General features: G+C 61.2%; 17 protein-coding genes. 9 read left to right on the top strand and 8 right to left on the bottom strand.

Translation table 11 applies throughout. From position 1 onward, the window contains the following. Positions 1 to 96 precede the first annotated feature (96 nt). The 7 genes from ACR0LW_RS02975 to ACR0LW_RS02945 all read right to left on the bottom strand — a co-directional run bounded on the left by ACR0LW_RS02975 (position 97) and on the right by ACR0LW_RS02945 (position 7,276). Positions 97 to 1,173 (bottom strand): Hint domain-containing protein, encoded by a 1,077-nt coding sequence (locus ACR0LW_RS02975; RefSeq protein WP_480881529.1) that lies wholly within the window; start codon positions 1,171 to 1,173, stop codon positions 97 to 99. A gap of 117 nt (positions 1,174 to 1,290) precedes the next feature. After that, the gene (locus ACR0LW_RS02970; RefSeq protein WP_170450230.1) at positions 1,291 to 2,781 is read right to left on the bottom strand and encodes a replicative DNA helicase; all 1,491 of its coding nucleotides are present in this window, start codon (positions 2,779 to 2,781) and stop codon (positions 1,291 to 1,293) included. A 201-nt stretch (positions 2,782 to 2,982) separates the two neighbouring features. Continuing rightward, complete coding sequence (locus ACR0LW_RS02965; RefSeq protein WP_480881528.1) at positions 2,983 to 3,660, bottom strand: orotate phosphoribosyltransferase; 678 nt, start codon at positions 3,658 to 3,660, stop codon at positions 2,983 to 2,985. Between the two features lie 138 nt (positions 3,661 to 3,798). Then, a complete protein-coding gene (locus ACR0LW_RS02960; RefSeq protein ID WP_170518991.1) occupies positions 3,799 to 4,980 on the bottom strand; it encodes an ammonium transporter in 1,182 nt (393 codons plus the stop codon). Positions 4,981 to 5,187: 207 nt separating this feature from the next. Beyond that, positions 5,188 to 5,655, bottom strand: coding sequence for a CinA family protein (locus ACR0LW_RS02955; protein ID WP_170518988.1), 468 nt, complete (start codon positions 5,653 to 5,655; stop codon positions 5,188 to 5,190). Further along, the gene (locus tag ACR0LW_RS02950) at positions 5,652 to 6,149 is read right to left on the bottom strand and encodes a phosphatidylglycerophosphatase A family protein (protein WP_170518984.1); all 498 of its coding nucleotides are present in this window, start codon (positions 6,147 to 6,149) and stop codon (positions 5,652 to 5,654) included. The genes ACR0LW_RS02955 and ACR0LW_RS02950 overlap by 4 nt, the downstream gene beginning before the upstream one ends. Further along, positions 6,146 to 7,276 carry a bifunctional 2-C-methyl-D-erythritol 4-phosphate cytidylyltransferase/2-C-methyl-D-erythritol 2,4-cyclodiphosphate synthase gene (locus tag ACR0LW_RS02945; protein ID WP_170621891.1) on the bottom strand — a complete coding sequence of 377 codons (1,131 nt, stop codon included), beginning with the start codon at positions 7,274 to 7,276 and terminating at the stop codon, positions 6,146 to 6,148. The genes ACR0LW_RS02950 and ACR0LW_RS02945 overlap by 4 nt, the downstream gene beginning before the upstream one ends. 185 nt (positions 7,277 to 7,461) lie before the next feature. On the opposite strand from ACR0LW_RS02945, the gene dusB reads away from it, so the two are divergent. The 7 genes from dusB (at position 7,462) to ACR0LW_RS02910 (ending at position 16,502) form a co-directional block, all read left to right on the top strand. Beyond that, entirely contained in the window at positions 7,462 to 8,445 is a 984-nt protein-coding gene (gene dusB / locus ACR0LW_RS02940; RefSeq protein WP_480580932.1) for a tRNA dihydrouridine synthase DusB, read from the top strand. Continuing rightward, on the top strand, positions 8,442 to 9,524 hold the full coding sequence (locus tag ACR0LW_RS02935) for a two-component system sensor histidine kinase NtrB (RefSeq protein ID WP_480881527.1): 1,083 nt from the start codon (positions 8,442 to 8,444) through the stop codon (positions 9,522 to 9,524). Before dusB ends, ACR0LW_RS02935 begins: the two co-directional genes overlap by 4 nt. Next, positions 9,524 to 10,891, top strand: coding sequence for a sigma-54-dependent transcriptional regulator (locus tag ACR0LW_RS02930; RefSeq protein WP_170450246.1), 1,368 nt, complete (start codon positions 9,524 to 9,526; stop codon positions 10,889 to 10,891). The genes ACR0LW_RS02935 and ACR0LW_RS02930 overlap by 1 nt, the downstream gene beginning before the upstream one ends. Positions 10,892 to 11,014: 123 nt before the next feature. Continuing rightward, positions 11,015 to 13,279, top strand: coding sequence for a sensor histidine kinase (locus ACR0LW_RS02925; RefSeq protein WP_170629553.1), 2,265 nt, complete (start codon positions 11,015 to 11,017; stop codon positions 13,277 to 13,279). After that, entirely contained in the window at positions 13,276 to 14,685 is a 1,410-nt protein-coding gene (gene ntrX / locus ACR0LW_RS02920) for a nitrogen assimilation response regulator NtrX (protein WP_170450251.1), read from the top strand. Before ACR0LW_RS02925 ends, ntrX begins: the two co-directional genes overlap by 4 nt. Positions 14,686 to 14,709: 24 nt before the next feature. Then, on the top strand, positions 14,710 to 15,288 hold the full coding sequence (locus ACR0LW_RS02915; RefSeq protein ID WP_170518967.1) for a helix-turn-helix domain-containing protein: 579 nt from the start codon (positions 14,710 to 14,712) through the stop codon (positions 15,286 to 15,288). Between the two features lie 53 nt (positions 15,289 to 15,341). After that, positions 15,342 to 16,502, top strand: coding sequence for an MFS transporter (locus ACR0LW_RS02910; protein ID WP_480881526.1), 1,161 nt, complete (start codon positions 15,342 to 15,344; stop codon positions 16,500 to 16,502). Here ACR0LW_RS02910 and ACR0LW_RS02905 read toward each other — a convergent pair. Then, positions 16,494 to 16,973, bottom strand: coding sequence for a hypothetical protein (locus ACR0LW_RS02905; protein WP_480580946.1), 480 nt, complete (start codon positions 16,971 to 16,973; stop codon positions 16,494 to 16,496). The genes ACR0LW_RS02910 and ACR0LW_RS02905 overlap by 9 nt on opposite strands. A gap of 96 nt (positions 16,974 to 17,069) precedes the next feature. Here ACR0LW_RS02905 and trkA point away from each other — a divergent pair, with 96 nt between their 5' ends. Beyond that, positions 17,070 to 18,446: a Trk system potassium transporter TrkA gene (gene trkA, locus ACR0LW_RS02900; protein ID WP_480881525.1), complete on the top strand. Its 1,377-nt coding sequence runs from the start codon at positions 17,070 to 17,072 to the stop codon at positions 18,444 to 18,446. Beyond that, positions 18,446 to 19,984, top strand: a complete 1,539-nt coding sequence (locus tag ACR0LW_RS02895) for a TrkH family potassium uptake protein (RefSeq protein WP_170450261.1) — start codon at positions 18,446 to 18,448, stop codon at positions 19,982 to 19,984. Before trkA ends, ACR0LW_RS02895 begins: the two co-directional genes overlap by 1 nt. Positions 19,985 to 20,034 lie beyond the last annotated feature (50 nt).

Genomic DNA, 20,034 nt, shown 5'->3' with positions numbered 1-20,034 from the left:
TCTTCTGCAAAAACACCATTGTTTGAAAGGGGTTTGGATTATGTGACATCTGGCGTCAAACGCGACTGAAGCCAATTATCGTTGACCCGCTTCGGGTCAAGCCGATCCCTGCGCAGACGGCGACAGCAGCGGTTTTTCGTTGCTCAGATGCCGCGCCACCAGTTTGCGCTGCTGCTTGCCACTGGGAATGAAACAGGCAGGCTGGCCGGTCTGTGCCTCAGCCGCATTCAGCGCGGGGAACAAGGCCAGCAATTCAGCCCGCGCCTCTGGCGTGACGGCAAACACGGCCTGCGGGCCGGTGAACAGGCTTTCGCTGGGCGCGCCTTCGGCAAACAGAACAACATGACAATCAAACACCAGATGATGATAGGTGACCTGAGTGATGCTGTCGTCGATGAAGATACCGGGCAGGTCGGTCAGCCGGATTGCCGAGATCAGCACGTCCTGCGTTCCAAACATCCGCCCGGCAATCGGCGACCGCACCAGCATACGATGTTGACGCGAAACCAGCAGATCGCGCCCCGGCAAGCTTTGGCCCAAGGCTCCGGCCACGATACGGATCGGGCGCAGCTCGGGTTGCGAGATCAACTCGGACTGTCGCAGAGCGCGGGAGAGATTCAGCCGCAGTGGCAGATACGCCCCGGTCGCCGTCAGGACCCGGTCGCCGGGTTTCAGGTCTTCGACGGCAATCTGCCCGCTGTCGGTCTGGATCAGAGTGCCGGTCGCAAAACAGGGCGCGCCCGGGCTGGGGTTGTCGTTGACGACGTAGTTGATGCCATCGGTCGATGTGACCGACTGCGTTGAGTCCGTCAGGTCCGGATCGCTGTCGTTGCCAATGCGGTTTGCGGTCAGACCATCGGCGGCCCCTTCGGTGGCCGTGACGTCGCTGTCGAATGACACGAACCCCAGAACGGTGCCATTGTCATCGAGAGATACCGCGCCAAAGCGATTGATGCGGGCGTTCAATACGTAATAGTCGAACCCGCCGACTGTGGTCATGGTGCCGCTATCGACCGACGTTGTGCTGCGCACTGTGCCGTTGGGGTTATACACCTCGACCGTCAGGCCCGAGACACTCTGGCCCGTGGGCACCCGGATTTCGATGAAGTCGTCATCCGGGTTGTTGAAGCCCGGACCGTTGCGATAGCGAATTTCCGAGATGATGGCTGGCAAATTCCGCGCGTCCTTTTCAGAGCATGGCCTCTATCTAACCCCATACCCAGCCTGCCGTACAGGTGAGAGGCAACGGCATTCTACCCGTGGGACAGGGGTGTCCGGCACCAGCGTGGGTCAGTACCCCTCGATCTCGCCGCCCTGTTGCCAGGGTTTGACCAGATTGCCAAAGCGCGTGAACTGCGCCTCGAAGGACAACTCGACCGTGCCGATGGGGCCGTGGCGCTGCTTGCCGACGATAACCTCGGCCTTGCCGTGCAGGCGTTCCATGGCCTGCTTCCACTCTTCCATCTTTTCCAGCTCGTGATCGCCGGGCTTTTCGCGTTCCTTATAGTATTCCTCGCGGAACACGAACATCACCACGTCGGCGTCCTGTTCGATCGAGCCCGATTCCCGCAGGTCGGACAGTTGCGGGCGCTTGTCGTCGCGGTTTTCGACCTGACGCGACAGCTGGGACAGGGCGATCACCGGGATGTTCAACTCTTTGGCGATGGCTTTCATGCCCATCGAAATCTCGGCGATTTCGTTGACGCGGTTGTCGGCCATGCCGCGGCACAGCTGCAGATAGTCGATCACCAGCAGGTCCAGCCCGTGGGTCCGCTTCAACCGTCGTGCGCGGGCAGCAAGCTGAGAAATGGGCAGGGCCGGGGTGTCGTCGATGAACAGCGGGCAGGCTTCCAGTTCCTTGGCTGCGTCCACGAAACGGCGGAACTCGGCCTCGGTCATGTCGCCCTGACGGATCTTGTGGCTTGAGATTTCGGATGCCTCGGCCAGAACCCGGCCTGCAAGCTGCTCGGCACTCATTTCGAGTGAGAAGAACCCGACCACGCCGCCATCAATCGCGCCCTCGGTGCCATCCGGTTTCAAACCGCGCTTGTAGGCTTTGGCCACGTTGAACGCCACGTTGGTCGCCAATGAGGTTTTCCCCATCGACGGACGCCCCGCCAGAATGATCAGGTCGGAGGGGTGCAGGCCCCCAAGCTGCTTGTCGAGATCGGCCAGACCGGTGGAAATCCCCGCCATGCCGCCACCGCGCTGGTAGGCCTCGTTGGTGACGTTGACGGCTTCTGTGACCGCCTTGAGGAAGGATTGAAACCCCTGTTCGGTCTGGCCCTGCTCGGATAGCTGATAGAGCTGTTGCTCGGCCTCGACGATCTGTTCTTTCGGCTCGCTGGACACATCAACCCGCGCCGCCTTGTCCGAGATGTCCCGGCCCAGCCGGATCAACTCGCGCCGGATGGCGAGGTCATAGATCATCTGGGCGTAGTCATGCACCGCAAAGGCACTGATCGACGCGCCTGCCAGCTTGACCAGATAGGCCGGTCCGCCCAGTTCCTTCAGGCCCTCATCCTCGGCCATGAAGGATTTCAGCGTCACGGGCGAGGCCAGCGCATTCTTGGCGATACGGTTGGCCGCGACCTCATAGATGCGGGCATGGACCGGATCATAGAAATGCTCGGCCCCGATGATCGAGGCGACCCGGTCATAGAGGTCGTTATTGGTCAGGATTGCACCCAGAAGCTGCTGTTCAGCCTCAATGGAATGCGGCATGGTTTCGGCGTTTTGAATCTGTGCCGCTGCCTGCTCGATACTGCTGATCTCGTTCATTGCTGCTCTCACCGTCCCTTGGGACAAGGTCCATAGCTTAGCCCTGCGAGTCGGGGCAAATTGTATGTTTTCTGGGGATATGCTGTGAATATCTCCGGGCCCCATCATCTTGAAGCATGAGGGGGCCGGACGTCAACATATTGTGCGGATTAAGTCCGCGGACCCGCCACTGTTTCCGTTCAGAAAACAGATTTCGCGACGTCAGCTTTTGTTCGCTTCCTGCCAGCCGCGCGGGTCGTTCAGGAAGGCTTCGACGCCGCTAAGGGTCTCTTCGTCAAAGGCCTTTTGGGCCTTAGCTTCGGCCAGAACGTCCCACCAGGTGCAGAGCGAATGCAGCTTCACCCCATGATCGCCCAGCGTCTTTTCTGTCTCGGGGAAAATTCCGTAGTAGAAAATGACCGCCGTATGCCCGCAGGTCGCGCCGGTTTCGCGGATCGCATCGACAAAGGACAGCTTGCTGCCGCCATCGGTGGTCAGATCCTCGACCAGTAGTACACGCTCACCTTCGCTCATCGCGCCTTCGATCCGGGCGTTTCGGCCGTAGCCTTTAGGCTTCTTGCGTACATAGGTCATCGGCAACGCCATACGCTCGGCCACCATTGCGGCAAAGGGTATGCCCGCCGTCTCGCCGCCTGCGATATTGTCGAACGCCTCGAACCCGGCCTCGCGCATCACGGTGACGGTCAGGAAATCCATCAGGGTCGAGCGGATGCGCGGGTATGAGATCAGCTTGCGGCAGTCGATATAGGTTGGGCTGGGCAGGCCAGAGGCCAGCGTGAACGGCTCGCGCGAGTTGAAATGCACGGCCTTGATCTCCAGCAGCACGCGCGCGGTCAGGCGGGCGATTTCGGTGCTATCGGGGAATGAGCTGGGGATCATGGTGCAAACCTCTGGGCTGAAAACGCGTTGCGGGCTGATAGCCTGACCCTTTGGCCGGAGTCGAGGGGGTGAAAAAAGAAAAGCGGACCCCAAAGAGGTCCGCTTAGGCCCTTACGGGCAGAGCATGCCAAGGTGGGCTTAGCTGCTCATGTCATAGGCCCGCTCGCCGTGTACCGACAGATCGAGCCCGTTTGTTTCGGTCTCGGCGTCTACGCGAAGTGGGGTGATCAGTGCAACCACCTTGACCAGTACAATCGTGACAACTGACGTAAAGACACCCACGATCACCAGCCCGCCCAGTTGCGCGGTCCAGGTGCCCAGACCGAACAGTGCAATCATCAGGGTGCCAAAGATGCCGCCCACCCCATGCACCGCGAACACATCCAGCGTGTCGTCGATATTCAGCTTGTTGCGGATCACGAACACGGCCTCCTGGCACAGGATGCCTGCCACGGCGCCGATGATCAGCGCCTGAACCGGGCCGACAAAGCCCGAGGCCGGCGTGATCGAGGCCAGACCCGCGATGGTGCCGGTCACCAGACCGACCATCGAGGCTTTGCCAAAGCGGATTTTCTCCCACAGCGCCCAAGTCAGCGAGGCGGTGGCGGCGGACAGATGTGTGACGGTCATGGCCATCGCGGCCCCTCCGTCAGCGGCCAGTTGCGAACCGCCGTTGAAGCCGAACCAGCCGACCCACAGCATCGCGGCACCGACCATAACAAAGCCCGGATTGTGCGGCGGTGTCGTGCGGTTGCGACGCGGTCCGAGGATGACAGCGATGATCAGCGCGGCCAGACCGGCGGTTTCGTGGACAACGATGCCGCCCGCAAAGTCGCGCACGCCGATCTCACCCAGAATACCGCCATCGGCCAGCATCCCGCCGCCCCAGATCCAATGCACCACCGGCGCATAGCACAGCAACATCCACAGCGCCGAGAAAGTCAGGACAAAGCCAAAGCCCACGCGTTCCACATAAGCGCCGACGATCAGTGCGGGGGTGATGATGGCAAAGGTCATCTGAAAGGCGAAGAACAGAATCTCGGGCAGGGTGCCTGCAAGGCTGTCCACATCGACGCCGTTCAGGAACGCTTTGCCCAAACCGCCCCACAGCCCACTTTCGCCAGGGCCGAAGGCGATGGAATACCCCGCGACCAGCCAAAGGACGCTCATCAGGCAGGCGATGCTGAAACAGTGCATGAAAACGCTCAGCACGTTGCGGGCGCGCACAAGGCCGCCATAGAACAGGGCAAGCCCCGGTAGTGTCATGAACAGGACCAGTGCGGTTGCAACGATGATCCAGGCTGTATCGGCTCCGTTCATGGGCCGGTCTCCTTTTCCCTGCGGATGCTCCGGGACGCCCATCGGGGCAGGTCGGAGCCATGTGAGTGATTGTGCGGGGCGTTGAAGCGGAGGCGGGGTGAGGAAAAAAGAGGCAGGGGTGGAAATTTGCGCCTAATTTGGCGTCTTTTGTTCAACTGATGACAGTTTTTGCATCAGTTGCGGGCGAATGCCTGAAAAACGGGCGGTTTAGGAAAAGGCCTGATGCAGCAGGGCCAACGCATGATCCCGCGCCGCCTTGCGCACAGCGTCCCGTCCCAAAGCACCGAATTCGACGGTTTCGGTGCGGGTTTCCAGCCCGTCACCGGCCAGCCCAAAGCACACGCGCCCCTCGGGCTTGAACTCTGATCCGCCGGGGCCCGCGATGCCGGTAACCGACACGGCCAGTCGCGCCTGCGAGTTTCGCAGCGCGCCCTCGGCCATTTCGCGGGCGACCTCTTCGGACACCGCGCCGTAGGCGTCCAGAGTGTCAGGGCGCACACCCAGCAAGTCCTGCTTGGCTTGGTTGGTGTAGGTCACGAACCCGCGTTCGACCACGGCGGAACTGCCGGGAATATCGGTCAGGGCGGCGGCCACCATACCTCCGGTGCAGCTTTCGGCCGTGGCGATCATGACGCCGCGTGCCTTTGCCAGATCAAGCAGGGCGGCGGCGGTCACAGCCCCAGAACCCCATGTGCGATACCGGCCAGAACCGCGACGCCAATCGCAGCGAACACCCCGGCGATCACATCGTCCAGCATCACGCCCATCGCGTCATTGCGCCGGTCGGCCCAGCCGACGGGGCCGGGTTTGGTGATGTCGAACAACCTGAACAGCAGGAAACCCGCAATCCAACCGGGCCAGAGCGCCGTGATCTCAATCCCGTGCGCCCAGGCCGGATAGGACACGGCCCAGAGCGCGATGAACTGGCCCGCGACCTCATCAATCACGATTTCCGACGGGTCGTGATCGTCCTGACCAGCGGTCATCACGCGCGTTGCCCACACGCCTGCGATAAAGGTCGCAACGGTGGCAATGGCCAGCAGCGGAAAGCCACCCAATGTGTGCAACAGCCAGGCCAGGGGCAGGGCGGCCAGCGATCCCCAGGTCCCCGGAGCCGGACGCAGGTGGCCCACGCCACAGACGGTTCCGATCAGGCGCGCGGCGTTCATGCCTTCACCAGACAGGCGGTGGCCAAAGCGGCGATGCCCTCACTGCGCCCGGTAAAGCCCAGACGCTCGGATGTGGTGGCCTTGACCGAGACCTGACCGACCTGCAAACCCATGATTCTGGACATCTCTTCCCGCATCGCCTGCGCATGGGGTCCGATCTTGGGGTATTCGCAGACCAGCGTGCAATCGGCGTTCGAGATGCGATAGCCCATTTGCCCGGCCAGTTCGACGGCGTGGCGCAGAAAGATCTCGCTGTCGGCCCCCTTCCACTGCGGGTCAGATGGCGGAAAATGCTGCCCGATGTCGCCCTGCGCCAGTGCGCCATAGATCGCATCCGTCACCGCGTGCATGCCCACATCCGCATCCGAATGGCCCTGCAACCCACGCTCATGCGGGATTTTCACGCCGCACAGTATTACGTGATCCCCCTCGCCAAAGCGGTGCACGTCATAGCCGTTGCCCAGCCTTACATCCATATCCAGCCCCAATATGCGTTCTGCCCGGGCAAAATCCTCGGGTCGTGTGATTTTGATATTATCCGGGTCGCCCGGCACGATGGTCACGTCCAGCCCTGCGGCGCGCGCGACCTCGACATCATCCGCTGCGCCGCCGGGATGGGCGGCATGTGCTTCGGTGATCGCCTCGTAATCAAACCCCTGCGGGGTTTGCGCCGCAAACAGGCCCGTGCGGTCCTGCGTGCCAGTAACCGAACCATCCGCCCCGGTCCAAAGCGCGTCCGTGACCGCCAGACCCGGTGCAGCGGCCTTGGCCGAGGTCAGAGCCTCCAACACGTTTCGAATAGTGTTTTCCGCCACGCAGGGGCGGGCGACATCGTGGATCAGAACGCGGGTGACGCCTTGGTCCGCCAACGCCGCCAACCCGTTGCGCACGGATTCGGACCGGTCATTGCCGCCTGCGGTCAGGGTCAGGCCACTGGTTCGATATGCCGCCCACGCCGCGTCGTCGTCGGGCGAAAGCACCAGAACGATCTGATCGACCTGACCGCGAAACCTGGCGATGGTCCAGTCTGCCACTGTGCGATCGCCCAGCGTGCGCCATTGCTTCGGCGCACCCCCTCCGGCGCGGGTTCCGCGTCCGGCGGCGACGATGATGGCGGCGGTTGTCATTTGGGGCTCGGCCTTCCGTGGTTCTCGCCATTGTTTAGGGGGCGGTGAATGCAGAGGCAATCACCCGCGTTAACGTGATTAAAAAATAGGCAAGTGATGATTTTGCAGGCTTGTGACCCGCCGTTTTGTTGTTCATATGCGCGGAATTCGATATCAAAACCCCAAATGCTCAAGGATTAGGCACGTTGACCCTGCATCTTGCTGACAAAACCCTGAACCCGCCGGTGTTATTGGCCCCAATGGCCGGAATCACGGACCGGCCCTTTCGCGATCTGGTGATGCGCTTTGGGGCCGGAATGGTCGTCAGCGAAATGGTCGCCAGTCAGGAGATGGTGCAGGCCAAGCCGGGCGTGCGCGAACGGGCCGAATTGTCTGCGGACGTGGAAAACACCGCCGTCCAGCTTGCCGGGCGTGAGGCACATTGGATGGCCGAGGCCGCCCGTCAGGTCGCGGACCGCGGCGCGCGGGTGATCGACATCAACATGGGCTGCCCGGCCAAGAAGGTCACAAATGGCTATTCCGGCTCGGCCCTGCTGAAAACGCCCGATCACGCGCTGACGCTGATCGAGGCGGTGGTCGAGGCCGTGGACGTGCCCGTCACCCTGAAAACACGGTTGGGTTGGGACGATGCGCTGCTGAACGCGCCGGATGTGGCGCGCCGGGCCGAAGGGGCGGGCGTTCAGATGGTTACGATCCACGGGCGTACGCGCTGTCAGTTCTACAAGGGTCGGGCCGATTGGCAGGCGATCCGCGCGGTGAAAGAGGCGGTCTCGATCCCCGTCATCGCAAATGGCGATATTGTTGACACCAAAGCGGCGCGTACGGCGCTGGACCATTCCGGCGCTGACGGTGTCATGGTCGGGCGCGGGGCGCAGGGAAAACCCTGGCTGCTGGCGCAGATCTGCCATGAGGTTTACGGCACCGATGCCCCTGCAATCCCGGAAGGTGCTGATCTGATCGACATGGTGCGTTCGCATTATCAGGCGATGCTGGGTTTCTATGGCGCCGATCTGGGCCTGCGCGTCGCGCGCAAACATCTTGGCTGGTACATGGATGAGGCCGGAACACCCGCGCCGTTGCGCCGGGCGGTTCTGACCTCACGCGATACAGACGAGGTCCTGCGCCTGCTGGGCGATGCCTTGAACGGCACGGCAGAGGTGGCGGCATGACCTCGGATCAAAGCATCTGGAACTCGCTGCCGGTTCCGGCCTTTATCATTGATGCCGAGGATCGGATTGCCGACGTGAATTCCTCGGGTGAGGGGTTTCTGAATGCCTCGCGCAAAGCGGTGATTGGTGAGCCGGTCTGGGATCAGATCGCCGTGGATGCCCCGCTGGAAGAGGCGTTTCTGCGCGCCCGCCAGCACGGCACGCCCTTGTTCGTCAATGATGTGGATGCAGGCTCGGGCAACCGCGCGCCGTTGCAATGCGCGCTGCAAATCGCGCCTTTGGTCGGGCATCCGGGATCGATGATCATGATTATCTCGCCCCGCGAACTGGCCGGGCGCATGACCCGTGGCAATACGGTCAAATCCGCCGCCCAATCAGCGATTGGCATGGCCGAGATGCTGGCGCATGAGATCAAGAACCCCCTGGCAGGAATCACCGGGGCCGCGCAGTTGCTCAGCATGAATATCCCGCCGCAAGATCTTGAACTTACAGATCTAATCGTCGCAGAAAGCCGCCGGATCGTGAAGTTGCTGGAACAGGTTGAGCAGTTTGGAAACCTGCAGCAACCTGACTTCAAACCGGTCAATATTCACGATGTTCTGGACCGCGCCCGCCGTTCGGCCTTGCTGGGGTTCGGTGCGGACATGACCATAATCGAGGATTACGATCCGTCCCTGCCGCTGGCCTTTGGGGATCCCGACCAGATCCTGCAAGTGGTTCTGAACCTGCTGAAGAACGCCTCCGAGGCCGCAGGGCCGGACGGTGGCACAATTCGCCTGCGCACCTATTTCGAACATTCGTTCCGGCTGCGCCGCAGCGACGGCTCGGGCCATTCGCTGCCCCTGCAGATCGAAATCATCGATGACGGGCCGGGCCTGCCAGAGAAAATCCGCAGCGATATCTTCGACCCGTTCGTGTCCGGCAAGGAAAACGGAACCGGACTTGGGTTGGCATTGGTCAGCAAGATCATCTCGGACCATGACGGCTGGATTTCCGCCGAATCCGTTCCGGGACGCACCGTCTTTAAACTGTCGCTGCGCCGCGCACCGGCAGAGAGCATATCGAAGGAGAGCACCTGATGGATGGCACCGTTCTGGTCGCAGATGACGACCGCACGATCCGCACTGTTCTGACCCAGGCCCTGACGCGGGCCGGATGCAAGGTGCACGCCACCTCTTCGCTGACCACGCTGATGCGCTGGGTGGGCGAGGGCAAGGGGGATGTTGTGATCTCGGACGTGGTCATGCCGGATGGGAACGGTCTGGAAATGCTGCCGAAAATCGCTCAGGACCGGCCCGGATTGCCGGTCATCGTGATCTCGGCCCAGAACACCATCATGACGGCGATTCAGGCGGCCGAGGCGGATGCCTATGACTACCTGCCCAAGCCCTTCGATCTGCCCGACCTGATGAAGCGCACCGCGCGCGCGTTGGAGCAGAAACAGCGCCTGCATACCGAGCCTGAGACCGAACAAAGCGACCGCCCCGATGAGTTGCCTCTGGTTGGGCGCACCCCGGTCATGCAGTCGCTTTATCGTTTGGTGGCGCGGGTGATGAATACCGACCTTTCGGTGATGATCTCTGGTGAAAGTGGGACCGGTAAGTCCCTGATCGCGCGCGCTATTCACGATTTCTCGGACCGGCGTACCTTGCCCTTTGTCACTGCAACTGCAGCTGACCTGCGTGATCTTGAGGGACCCGCGCGCGTCATGGCGCGTGTGCGCGGCGGCACGCTGCTGATCGATGAGATTGCCGACATCGATGATGAGATTCAGGCCCGGATCGTTCGGATGATGGACACGCCGGGCGATCACGTTCCGCGCTTTATGGCCACCAGCCAGTCGGACCTGACCGATGGAATGGAAAGCGGTCGTATTCGGCAGGACCTGTATTACCGCCTGTGCGGCGCAACGATCCATGTGCCAGCCCTGCGCGAGCGGGTCGATGACATCACCCTGCTGGCCGAGCACTTTCTGGCCCGCGAAGAACGTGACAGCGGCACCAAACGCTGGCTCAGCGCCGATGCGGTTGAACTGGTCCGGCGTTATTCCTGGCCCGGCAACGTGCGGCAGTTGGAAAACGCGATCCGCCGCCTGAGCCTGACCAGCCGCGCGGACGAGATTTCAAAGGCTGAGGTCGAAATGGTACTGGGCAGCCAGCCCGAGGCCGAACCGGTTCTGGGCGGGGGCGAGCGCGAGAAGCTGTCCACGTCCGTTGAACGGCACCTGCGGCGGTATTTCGACCTGCACGGCAACATGCTGCCGCCTCCGGGCCTGTATCAGCGTATCCTGCGCGAGGTTGAGGCACCGCTGATCGAAATCGCGCTGGAAGCGACCGGTGGAAATCAGGCAAAATGCGCGGATTTGCTGGGAATCAACCGCAATACGCTGCGGAAAAAGATTACAGACCTCGATATTCAGGTGACACGCCGTCGCAAACTGATGTAATATCGCCACACAAAGCGTGGCATCCGGGTATCGCCTGGGCAACGACCACGACATATGGCGGTTCGTCGCGCAAGCGACACATCAGAATGAGGGCAGACGGTGGCAACCCGAGCACAGAGCGGGATGATCCCATCGATTAGTCGATGGCGAAAATCCCGAAAACTGCGCAATTTCGGCACCTTGGGGCTGGTTCTTCTAGGACCTGCCTTGGCGCTTGCAACCTATCTTGTCATTGGTCCGTTTGATCTGGGGGCGACAGCCCCGACATTGCGTCTGATTCTTCTTGCAGATCTGGTTTACGTGCTGGTTGTCGCGGCCCTTGTGCTGAGTCAGTTGGGCAGCCTGATCGCGGCGCGACGGGCGAAATCGGCCGGCTCTCGCCTGCATTTGCGTCTGATTGGGGCGTTTACGCTGCTGGCGCTGGTGCCCACGGTGACAGTTGCGATCTTTGCCGGGCTGACGGTGAATATCGGCCTTGAGGGCTGGTTCTCGGACCGTGTGCGGCAGGTTGTCGGCTCATCCCTGACCGCAGCCGAAGCGTATGAGCTTGAACACCGCCAAGGGCTAACACAGGACGCGGCTGTTCTGGCGCTGTATCTCGACAATGCCCGCTCGCGCGATTTCTACATCTCGGACGCAGAACTGCGCGAGGTTTTGGCGCAGGGGCAATCTCAGATCCAGCGCGGCCTGCGCGAGGCCTATGTGATCGATGGCAGTGGTGAGATCCGCTCGCGCGGGGATCGGTCTTATCTGTTCAACTACGAAGCCCCGACGCCCGAGCAGATGATCGAGGCAACGGATAATGGCCTTTTGATCATCGCCGATTGGGAAAACAACGAATTCCGCGCGCTGGTGCCCTTGCAGGCCTATCTGGACCGGTATCTCTATGTCAGTCGCGAAGTGGACGGCCAGTTGCTGACCCTGCTGGACGACACCAAGGAAACGGCGCAATTCTACCAACAACTCGAAAGCGAACGGGGACGGGTGCTGTTCGAATTTGGCCTTTTGTATCTGGGCTTTGCGCTGATCCTGATCCTTGCAGCCATGTCCCTGGGCATGTGGTTTGCCGAGCGTCTCTCGCGCCCCGTGGGACGTCTGACAACCGCCGCGCAGCGCGTCGGCGCGGGCGACCTGAGCGTTCAGGTGATCGAAGAGGCCAGCGACGACGAAATCGCCATGCTGGGGCGGTATTTCAACCAGATGACCCGACAGTTGAAGGGCCAGCGCGACACGTTGCTGGAGAACACACGCCAGATTGAAAGCCGCCGCCGCCTGTTCGACTCGGTGCTAAGCTCGGTGACATCGGGCGTTGTCGGGGTAGACCCGGATGGGTGCGTTACCTTCGTCAACCGTTCAGCCGAACGCTTGCTGGATTGGTCTCGTGGCGAACAGCATCTGGCCATCGGTATTGCGGTTCCTGAGTTTTTGCCTCTGTTCGAGAGTTTGAAGGACAGCGGGCAAGAGGCTGTGCAGGGCGAAATCAAAGTGACTCGCAAGGGGCAGTTGGAGAACCTTCTGGTCCGCATGGCCACCCGGCGCGGTGAGGATGGCGGGCTTGAAGGCTATGTTGTGGCCTTTGATGACGTCACCGATCTGGTCAGTGCGCAGCGGATGGCCGCCTGGGGCGACGTGGCCCGGCGGATCGCGCACGAGATCAAGAACCCGCTGACCCCGATCCAGCTGAGCGCCGAGCGGATCAAACGCAAATTCTCGCGCAAGCTGGACGAAGAGGATTGCGATAGCCTCGAGTCGATGACCGACGTGATTGTGCGGCAGACCAATGACCTCCGGCGGATTGTGGACGAGTTTTCGAAATTCGCACGTATGCCCGAGCCGGAACGACGTGAGGAAGATGTTGTCGCCTTGGTGCGCGAGGCTGTGTTGCTGCAGCAGGCCGGGCAGCCAACCGTGCAGATCGATGCGGATTTGCCAGATCAACCAATCGCGGCGGATCTGGATGCGACCATGCTCAATCAGGCGCTCACAAACCTGATCAAGAACGCAGGCGAAGCCATTGATACCTTGAAGGAAAAAGGCGCGCCTGAAAACCTGAAACCACAGATCAAGGTGGCCGTTTCCGACGATGACGCGGGTACGATCATCACCATTGCGGACAACGGTATCGGTCTGCCCGAAGACCGGGCGCGGTTGTTTGAACCCTATGTGACCACACGCGACGAAGGGACCGGGCTGGGCCTGCCCATCGTCAAGAAAATTATCGAAGAACATGGCGGAGCGCTGACGCTTGAAGACGCGCCCGTATTCGACGGACAGGACCATTTTGGCGCGATGGCCGTGATCCGTTTGCCGGGGGCGAATCTGCCCACCAATTCAGCGCCACAGAAGCAGGCGATTAAAACCAACAAACTGAAAGCAGGCCAAAGATGAGCGACATTCTGATCGTAGATGACGAACGCGATATTCGCGAGCTGGTGTCCGACATTCTGGAGGACGAAGGCTATTCCACACGGCTGGCGGCAAACTCGGACGAGTGCATGTCGTCGATCAATGCCGAACCGCCGGGGCTGTTGATCCTGGATATCTGGCTGAAAGACAGCCGCATGGACGGGATCGACATTCTGAAGGCGGTCAAACGCGACAACCCGGATGTGCCGGTGGTGATCATTTCGGGCCACGGCAATATCGAGATCGCGGTCGCCGCGATCAAGCAGGGTGCGTATGACTTTATCGAAAAGCCCTTTAACATTGACCAGTTGATGGTGGTGATCCGCCGCGCGATGGAGACCTCGCGCCTGCGTCGCGAGAATGCCTCGCTCAAGCGCAAAGAGGTCAGCAATTCGGACATGATCGGCAAGTCGGCCTCGTTCCGGGCGATGCAGGGCCAATTGGACAAGGTCACCAAGTCGAACGGCCGCGTGATGCTGAGCGGCCCGGCCGGGTCGGGCAAGGAAATCGCCGCGCGCTATATCCACGCCCATTCCAACCGCGCCAACGCGCCGTTTGTGACCGTCAACTGCGCGGGGATCGAGCCGGAGCGGGTCGAGGAGGTTCTGTTTGGCCGCGAATCCTCGGAACGCGGGGTGGAATCGGGCTTGCTGGAAGAGGCTCATGGCGGTGTGATCTACTTTGATGAGGTCGCCGATATGCCGCTGGGCACGCAGTCGAAAATCCTGCGGGTGCTGGTCGATCAGCAATTCCAGCGGGTTGGTGGCAGCGACAAGGTGCGGGTCGATTTGCGCGTGATCTCGTCTACGAACAAGGATCTGGACGACGAGATTGCGGCCGAACGCTTCCGGGAGGAACTGTATCACCGCCTGAACGTCGTGCCGATTGCGGTGCCGTCGCTGGAAGACCGGCGCGAGGATATTCCGGTCCTGGCCCAGCACTTCATCGAAATGTGCAACGAAACCCAAGGTCTGCCGATCCGCGAATTGTCGGAAGAGGCCGTCGCGCTGCTGCAAACCATGACCTGGCCGGGCAATGTGCGCCAGTTGAAGAACCTGATCGAACGGGTGCTGATTCTGGGCGATGGCACCGGGCCGATTGAAGCTCGAGAATTGCCGAGCGACGAGGATAAGGCCGAAGAGTCGGGCCGTGTTGTCCTGTCCGGTGCGCTGGCGACCTTGCCTTTGCGTGAAGCGCGTGAAGCGTTCGAGCGTGAATATCTGCTGACCCAGATCAATCGCTTCGGCGGCAATATCAGCCGCACCGCCAGCTTTGTCGGGATGGAGCGCAGCGCGCTGCACCGCAAGCTGAAATCGCTGGGCGTTGTGACCTCGAACAAATCCGGTGCACGCGTGGCGCAAATCGATGAGCCGGAACCGGCGGAGTGATGTACCGGAAAGGCTGTGCTGGCCATGAGCGTTCTGACATCAGGGAACAGGCTTGAAACACGCGGGTACCCCGGCTTTGGCAAACGCCTGAAACGGTTGCGCCGGTCGGTCGGGTACAAGCAATCTCATCTGGCCGAGTTGCTGCAGGTGGATCAGGCCACTGTTTCAAGGTGGGAGCGGGGCGGGCAAACCCCGCCGCCGGACACTCAGCAGGCTGTGTTTGCCGCGCTAGGGCCTGCACGTGCGGATAACAGCGCCTTGCGGCGGCTGGTCATGACCTCGTCCGACTGTCTGCATCTGGTTGAAGAGGCCAGCCATAAATGCCTTGCCTATTCCGCCAGCCGGGCACGGGATTGGAAGACCAGCCAAAACGCTCTGCTGGGCGTATCACTCTGGCAATTTGCTACGGAAGAAATTCAGCAGGCCGAGGCCGAACTGGACGCCGACGGCTGGTGGGACATGCACACGCCTGCGCCAAAGGCGTTTCAGACGTCTGAGGCTGTCCATGACCGCATCCGCATCAGCGCCGGAGAGATCATCTGGGAACGTCTGTATCTGTCTGATGGAACACCGGTGCGTCTGGTCAGCGGGTCCAGACATTAGGGCCGCATAATTTATGCGTTCCGTGGTCTGATCGGGCGCTGTAGAAGCGGCGTATGACACAAGCTTTTCAAGTCCTTCTGCTCTGGCTGGCCGGGCTGGGCGCGGCGACGCAGTTTGCCAAGATCGCGGTGCCGTTCCCCCAGCTTTTGCAGCTGTATCCCGATCATGCGGAGACGATGGGTTGGCTGCTGTCGATCATCAGCCTGCTCGGTGCCGTGCTAGGGGCCGTGTCCGGGGCAATCGTGGGTCGGGTGGGGCCATTGAAGCTGCTGACCTTCGGCCTGTGTCTTGGGGGTGCGATTTCAGTGTTTCAGGCAACATGGCCCGGGTTTTACGTCATGTTGGCCAGCCGGTTTGTCGAGGGTCTGTCGCATCTGGCAATCGTCGTCGCCGCCCCAACGCTGATCGCGCAGATCACCAGCGGCAAGGCGCGGAACATGGCCATGGTGCTGTGGAGCACTTTCTTTGGCGTAGCCTTTGCGCTGAATGCGTGGCTCGGGCTGCCTTTGATCGAGCGGTTTGGGCTGACTGCGTTCTTCCTGCTGCACGGTTTTCTGATGATCGGGGTCGCGGCGTTGATCCTGATAACTCGGTTGCCCGTGCAACCCGCCTCGCCAACAGTGCCGTGGCGGTGGAGCGAGGTGCTGCATGTCCATCTGCGCACCTACCGGTCGCCTTTCGTGTCCGCGCCAGCCGTCGGGTGGTTCTTTTACACGCTGACCTTTGTGTCCTTGCTTGCCATCCTGCCGGGCCGTCTGCCCGAAGAGACAAGCGGTCAGATTGCCGGGCTGATGCCGCTGGCGGGGATCGTGCTCAGCTGGGTGGCCGTGCCATTTCTGCTGAACGTGATGCCGTGTGTTGCCGTGATTAATCTGGGGTTTGGGCTGGGTATACTGTCCATTGCTGGCGGTTTCCTCGGCCTGCCGCTGGAAATTGTCTGCGTCCTGCTGTTTGCGGTTCTGGGTCTTGTGCAAGGGGGCAGTTTTACCGCCGTGCCGATCCTGAACCAAACCGCCGAGACGCAGGCGCTCAGCTACGGGGCGATGGCGCAGATGGGGAATGCGGGCAACCTGCTGGGCACGCCGGTTTTGCTGGCCGTTCTGTGGCGGGTTGATGAGGCCGGAATGCTGATCACCGTGATTGGTATCTACGCATTAGCCATTTTTGCGCATCTGGCCTTGTCCCGCCGACGCGCGGCGCAAGGTTCAACCTGATTGACCGGGCGAGATGATCTGGAATGATCCGTCATCGAACTTTACAAAACAGGATTGCGTGGTCAGCGGGGGCAGGGTGGTTGTGCGGGCAAGTGGCACGCTGGATTTCACGCCCGATTTGCAGGGCGGCAGGCTGACCGGGCGATAGCCCTTTTGCGCCATGCACTGCGCCTCGACCTTGTTGCGTAGGGGTTTGTTGACATCCACCGTGTAGACATTTCCCGGCTCCCACCATCCGGGTGAGCGGTAGCACCTGCCGCGCCCGTCGCAATAGGTCCGACCGGGCCAATAGACCGGCGGGCTTTGCCGGATCTGATTGGCAACCGGCGCATCCTTGAGGGCCTGAACCTGACACTGGGTGGTTTCCGTCTGCATGCGCGAGACGCTCTCACCCTCGCGATAATACAAAGACAGGGGGCCACAGGCGCTGAGCGCCATCAGGGGAACCAGCAGGGCAACAAGTGTTTTCATGTGCTTATCTTGCCCCAGACCAACAGTTAAGACAATTCAATTGACCCCTATCGGGCCATCTGTCATTCAAAGATTTCAGGCAGAAGGGCCAGGAACATGAAGGTCATCATTTGCGGTGCGGGTCAGGTTGGTTGGCAGATTGCACGGCACCTTTCGGGCGAGCTTAACGACGTCACCGTGGTGGACAACAACCCTGACCTTGTGCGCCGCGCGACCGAAACGCTGGACGTGCAGGGCATCGCAGGCTTTGCCAGCTATCCGGATGTTCTGGATCGGGCCGGGGCGCGGGACGCGGATATGATCATCGCCGCGACCCACTCGGACGAGGTGAATATGGTCACCTGTCAGATGGCGCATTCGGTGTTCTCGATCCAGCGTAAGATCGCGCGTTTGCGGTCGAAATCCTATTTGCAGGCGATCCATTCCGACCTGTTCCGCCGCGATCACCTGCCTATTGACGTGGTCATCAGCCCTGAACGTGAGGTTGCCGCCGCCGCCATGCGCCGATTGTCGGCCCCGTCCGCCTTTGACACCGAATTGTTCATGGATGGTAAGGCGCAGCTTCTGGGCATTCGGGTGGATGAGGATTGCCCCATCGTGAACACCCCGCTGCGCCAGTTGACCGACCTGTTTTCGACCCTCAGCTCGATTGTTGTCGGGGTCCGGCGCGAGGGCACCTTGTTTGCTCCTGAATCCGAGGACCAACTGTTTGTGGGCGACGAATGCTATGTCTTCACAAGCGTAAATGACGTCGACCGCACGATGGAGGTGTTCGGCAAGTCGCAAAAACGACAGGACCGTGTGGTGCTTGTGGGCGGCGGCAATGTTGGCCTTGAGGTTGCCCGCACTCTGGAAGAACGCGAGGGCCGAGTCAGGGCGAAGATTATCGAGCGGGATCGCCAATGCGCCGAAAAAGCCGCCGAAGCGCTAGAGCGGACAATTGTATTGCATGGCGACGGCTTGGATTCCGCGTTGCTGAGTGAGGCAGGCATTGACCGCGCCGATGCGATGCTGGCGGTTACGGATGATGATCGTACCAACATGCTGGCCGCCGTGCGGGCCAAGGCCGAAGGCTGCGCGTTAGCGATTGCCTTGATCAACGACCCCAGCATGGTCGCTCTGATGGGCCCGCTGGGCATTGACGCCTATATCAACCCGCGCGCCACGACGGTCAGTTCGATCCTGCGTCATATCCGCCATGGACGCGTGCGGCAGGTCTATTCGATTGGCGATGCCGAGGCCGAGGTGATTGAGGCCGAGGTTCTGTCAACCTCGCCCATGGCCGGTCAAAGACTGCGTGATATCGACTTTCCCGAAGGTGTTTTGGTGGGGGCCGTCCGCAAAGGGGATGATGTATTGCGCCCCACGGGCAGCCTGCGGATCGACGAAAAGGACGTTGTTGCGATCTTTTCCATGGCCAAGGACGTGCCCGAGGTTGAGCGGCTGATGCAGGTCTCGATCGATTTCTTCTGATGGCACGCGTGAAACCACAACAGGTTGGGCTATTGCGGCGGTTGCCGCTGTTTTTGCTGATCTGGGGATGCGTTTCGATCTCGATGTGGGTGCCGGCGGTCTTTGCGCTGGTGCTGGATGACCACGATACCTCGCGCGCCTTTCTGTATTCGGGTCTTTTGGGGCTGTTTCTGGTGGCGACCATTTCCCTTGCATCCTCAAACCGGGTGCCGCGGCGGGGCACTTTGGGACAGCTGGCGGTGCTGTTGGGGTGTTTCACGGTCCTGCCGCTCTTTCTGGCCATCCCGTTTCACGAGGCGCTTGGCAACACCACGTTTCTGAACGCCTATTTCGACATGGTCAGCGCCCTGACCACAACAGGTGCGGATCTGTTTCCCAACCCTGATCGACTGAGCGCGCCGCTGCATTTGTGGCGGGCGATGGTGGGCTGGATGGGCGGTCTGCTGATGTGGATTTCAGCGGCGGCGATCCTGGCCCCCCTGTCGCTGGGCGGGTTCGAAGTGACCGCGAAGGGCCAGCCGGGGCGCCCCGTCTCGGGCGTGGCACAAAGTGAGACGGTTGACCCACGCGGCCGCCTGATCCGGGTGACACGCACGCTGACCCCGGTCTATGCCGGTTTGACGGCCGTGATCTGTATCCTGCTGTTGATCGCCGGAGAGCAAGGCCTGACCGCCATCTGTCACGCGATGTCGGTCATGGCGACCTCGGGCATTTCGCCGGTCGGCGGGCTTGAGGGGGCACAGGCCGGGATCACCGGTGAGGCAATTCTGCTTCTGTTCCTGTTCTTTGCCTTGTCCCGTCTGACATTCTCGGCGGATACGGCGACAAGCGGCTTTTCGCGGCTGGACAAAGACCCCGAGTTTCGGATCGGCCTGCTGATCGTGCTCGCGGTTGCCGCTCTGCTGTTTTTCCGCGTTTGGGCCGGGGTTAACGAAATTGGCGGGCAACTTCAGCCCTTGCAGGCGCTGCATGTCATCTGGGGCATGCTGTTCACTGGACTGTCTTTTCTGACAACCGCCGGGTTTGAAAGCGCCAACTGGAACGACGCGCAACAGCTTTCGGGGCTGGGAACACCCGGTCTGATTCTGATGGGCCTTGCGCTGGTCGGCGGCGGCGTCGCCACCACGGCAGGCGGCGTGAAATTGTTGCGGGTCTTTGCGCTGTACCTGAACGGCGCGCGCGAGATTGACCGGCTGATCCATCCCTCCTCGGTCAGCGGGGCCGATGGCGGCAACCGGCGCATCCAAAGCGACGGCGCATTTATTGCCTGGATCTTCCTGATGCTGTTTGCCCTGACGCTTGCGGTGTTCAACCTGCTGCTGGCCATGATGGGGTCGGGGTTCGAACAGGCGATGGTCCTTAGCGTTGCCGCACTCAGCACGACCGGCCCGCTGATCGAGCTGGCCACGGATGTCCCGATCCGGCTGATCGACCTGTCGGGTGGGGCCAAACTGACGCTGTGCGCCGCAATGGTGATTGGGCGGCTCGAGACGCTGGCAATCATCGCCCTGATCACCCCGTCGCTGTGGCGGGATTAGGCCAATGTTAAGTCTTGGCATTACTGCCTGATTTTTCATCTGGAATATCT

Source organism: Ruegeria sp. N4 (assembly GCF_056531425.1).
Note: the sequence above shows the minus strand (reverse complement) of the source record. Positions and strands in the feature narration are given on the sequence as shown.